The 3,910-nt window shown below is 50.8% G+C and carries 1 protein-coding gene; it reads right to left on the minus strand.

Annotated elements, in window-relative coordinates:
• The coding region (locus HPC37_RS10625; protein WP_282435420.1) for an ESPR-type extended signal peptide-containing protein at positions 1 to 3,793 on the minus strand (3,793 nt) is incomplete at its 3' end.
• Between the last annotated feature and the right edge of the window lie 117 nt (positions 3,794 to 3,910).

Below are 3,910 nucleotides of genomic sequence, written 5' to 3' on the forward strand. Positions count from 1 at the left end.
GAGCAACATTTGAAATCACTTTATTGCCAGCACTGATGCCATCTTTGCCGATTGAAACAGTGTTTTTAGGATCAGCAGGTTTGCCTGTTTCAGGATCCACTGGGCCGAAAGTTGCGCTGTCTAAATCTTTCAAGTCTTTAGCCAGTTTCAACACCAATTCTGCATCGTCGCCAGTTTGGTTGGCTACCACACCGATATTGCCGTCTGAAAGTTTGCCTTCATCTTTGGCATTGCCTTTGATGTTGGTCACTTTATTTAGCTTGATGGCTGCGCCTTTGCCGAAGTCGCCAGCGTATTTGATGCCATCGTTGAGGGTGGCCACTTCTTCACCGTTCACTTCAAGGCGAGGTTTGGTGTCTTTACCATCTTTGCCTTTGCCGTCAACGCCTGGTTGGCCGTCTTCTTTCACGGTGAGGCTCACGCCATCTTTGCCGTCTTTACCAGCAATGCTGATGCCTGGTTTGCCGTCGCCTGCATCACCTTTGATGCTCACGCCGTCTTTGCCGTCTTTACCAGTCACGCCGATAGCGCCCGCTTCGCCAGCTTGGCCATCTTTGGCTGGTTTGCCGATGGTGATGTCGTTGGCCAAGCCGATTTCAAGCTCTTTGTCGCCTGGTTTGGCGGTAACGTTTACGCCATCCACACCTTTGAGCTGAATTTGTTTGCCCAAATCTTGGGTCACTTTTTCGCCGTTGGTGTCAGACAAGCCGAAGCCGCCGTTGTCACCCGCATTTTTCAGCTCGTTCAATTGAGATACATTCACTGCATCGGTATCCGCTTTGCCTGGGGCAACATTTGAAATCACTTTATTGCCAGCGTTGACACCACCATTGGTGATTGAAGGACCATTTTCGATGGTGAGGCCATTATTGTTGATCGTAGTGTCGCCCAGCTTCACGCTACCGTCTTTGGTTAGATCAATGTTTTTAGCCAATTTCACGGTTAAAGTATCTTTGCCGTTTGACAACACGCCGATATTTTTATCGCTCAGTTCGCCTTCGGCTTCGCCTTTCACATTGGTTTGCTCGCCAAGCGCTTGAGTGAATTCATTTTTCAGTGTTTGCTCAGCAGCAGGGTCCAATTTATCGCCAGCGAATACACGGCCTTTTTCAACTTCTTTTTTAACGTCGCCCAATTTTTCTTGGGTGAGATACAGTTGTGAGCCGTTGATGGCGTCGGTAGATGTGGCAGAGATTTCACCTGCGGCTACGTTAACAATTTGGCGTTCGCCACCCTCTTTACCTACTGATACCACGCCTTTTTCAGGTGCGCCTTGGCCGGCGAAACCGCTGTAGGTGATGCCATTTACTGTGGCTTCATTCACGGCTTTGGCGGCTTTATCAGTTGATTCATTGCCCAATACCACGCTGTTGGCTTGGGTGGCGGTGACATCATTACCGAGCACGAAGGTGTTCTCTTGGGCAACGGTGTTGCTCTTACCGATTGCGCCTGAGTTTGCGCCAGATACATTGCCGCTTGAACCTAAAGCGATGGCATTTTCGCCACTCGCCTGCGCTGCACGGCCTTGTGCGATAGATTGGCCGCCGCTGGCAACAGATTGCACGCCGGCGGCAATGGCGCCTGCGCCAGAGGCGGTGGAGGCAGCACCGAGTGCGACGGTGTAAAGTGCGGTTGCTTTGGCGTTTGAACCCAAGGCAGAGCTTGAGCCACCTGTGGCTTGCGCTTGGCGGCCGATAGCGGTGGCCGCTTGTTGCAAGTCATTGCCGTCGGCAGATGGATTGTTGCCCGCCACAGCGTCTTGGCCGATCGCCACGCTGGTTTTGCCTTTGGCGTTCGCATTTGTACCCATTGCAATGGCAGATTCTAACTCTGCTTTCGCTTGGTGACCGATCGCAATGGTGCCGATGCCTGCGTCATCTGCTTTGGTGGCATCGTTGGTGTTACCCGCCAAAGCGCCCGTACCTTGCGCGATACTGTTTTGGGCTACGGCTTTAGCTTCGGTGCCTTCTGCCATCGAATTCATGCCAGTGGCTTCAGATTGTTTGCCGATGGCAATCGCTGACGTGTTCACCGCTTTTGAGTCTTTGCCCATGGCAATGGCGCTGTCGTATTTGCTGGCCGCATCTGCCATAAATTTGTTGTAAACACCTTGTGCAGCTTCTTGCGCGGCTTTTTTCTCATTCAATGCGGTTTGAGCAGTTTGTTGCGCGGCTTGATTTTCAGCTAGCTCTTGTTTAGCTTTTTCAAGTGCGGTTTGGGCTTTTTCAATTTTGGCGTTTGAATCAGCAACACGCTGTGTCCATAGTTTTACAGCTGCTTCACTTGGTTTCTGCTTAGCATTCTCTTCATCCAATTTTTTCTGATTATTGGCCAATCCTGTTTTTTCACGCTCTAACGCATTTTCTTTATTCTTCACATCAGCAGCTTTGCCAGAAGTGGCGCGAGTAGCTTTTGTTAACGCATCGTCTGCCTTCGAGAAATCAGCATTGGCAGCGCTGAGTTTGCCCGCTTCAGCAAGGTAAGCTTCTTTATCACCCACATAGGCATTGCGGCCCACGGCGATTGAGCTTTCACCTTGTGCGACAGAAAGTGAGCTGATGGCGGTGGAATGGTCAGCCATGCCTTTGGCGGTGTCGCCCACGGCTACGGTGTGGTCGGCGCTAATGCCTACGCCTGCTTCACTACCCACAGCCACATTTTTGTTGCCATTTGAGTTAGAGCCTGCCCATGGGCCAAGCGCAGCGTTGCCGTCACCTTTGAGATTAAATTGTGAAAGGTAACCCATGGCGGTGTTGTTTGAACCGCTCAATTGCCAGCCTGCTTTCCAACCCGCGGCGGTGTTCAATTCACCTTCACTGTCTGAAAGTGCAATGCCACCGATACCGACGTTCAAGCCGTTAACATAAGGTGAATATGGGCTAGCAAATGTGCCGTCTGCACGTTTGAAGCCGCCATTGAATTCTTTGGCCAATGATTTGTGGTTAACACCTGAGCCCGAACCGATAAAAATATTAGTGCCCGTGCCGTTGTACATGCCATTCCCTGCATTGCGGCCGATTAAAATGTTTTCGCTGGTGCCTTTAGCGCCAGTAGTTTTGTCAAATACAGAATTGGTGTAACCATTTGGGTTGTCGCGCACACCAGCACTTTGACCAGCACCTACGCCTAGCACGATATTGCCGTTGCCTTGCATGCCTTTTTCACCTTGCAAAACATTATCGCTAGGCGCTTGTGTGTCTTGCAAGTTGATGCCACCAGCATTGCGACCCAAGAATAGGTTGTCCGTACCCATTGCGCGCACGCCGGCAGCTGAGCCGATGTTCACATTATGGGTGTTCCAGTTGTTGGTGATGCCTGCGCCAGCGCCTTGGCCAATAGACACCACACGGCCACCCGCAGCTTCTGCACCAGAGCCGATGGCGATGTTGTTGCGTTTGCCTACGCGGTAGCGGTAGTCTTTATCATTTGGTTTAATTTCGTTTGCTGGTTTGCCTGAGAACTGAAAGTCAGAGTCAGTAGCTTCCATGGTAGCCATGCCTGCTTTGGCTTTTTCACCGATGGCAATTGAGCCTTCCGTAACGGCCACTGAGCCGTCTGCACAGGCTACGGTGATGCCGTCAACCACGCAAGTGGTGCCAGTGCCAGATACAGGAGGATTAGCCATCACCGCACTGGAGCCGAGCGCGAGGCTCAAGGCTGCGCCGATGCGGGTGAGGTTGAACAAGCGGCGCGAGGTGCGGCTGCTTGCCTTGGTGCGGCCTTTGGCCAGTTCAGAAACCACGACAAATGATTGCGTGGCCTGATTGAAAATAATTTTGAAAATCGTATTCATAATTTTTCCTACTGTGTTTTGAATATGTTGATGAAAATTTAGGACACTTTAGCACAAACAAATTCCATTTGTAAGAAAAAATTTCAATCTTTACAAAACAAGCTGAAACTTGTTGCA

The sequence above is a fragment of the Spirabiliibacterium mucosae genome (assembly GCF_014884965.1).
Classification (GTDB): Bacteria; Pseudomonadota; Gammaproteobacteria; order Enterobacterales; family Pasteurellaceae; genus Spirabiliibacterium; species Spirabiliibacterium mucosae.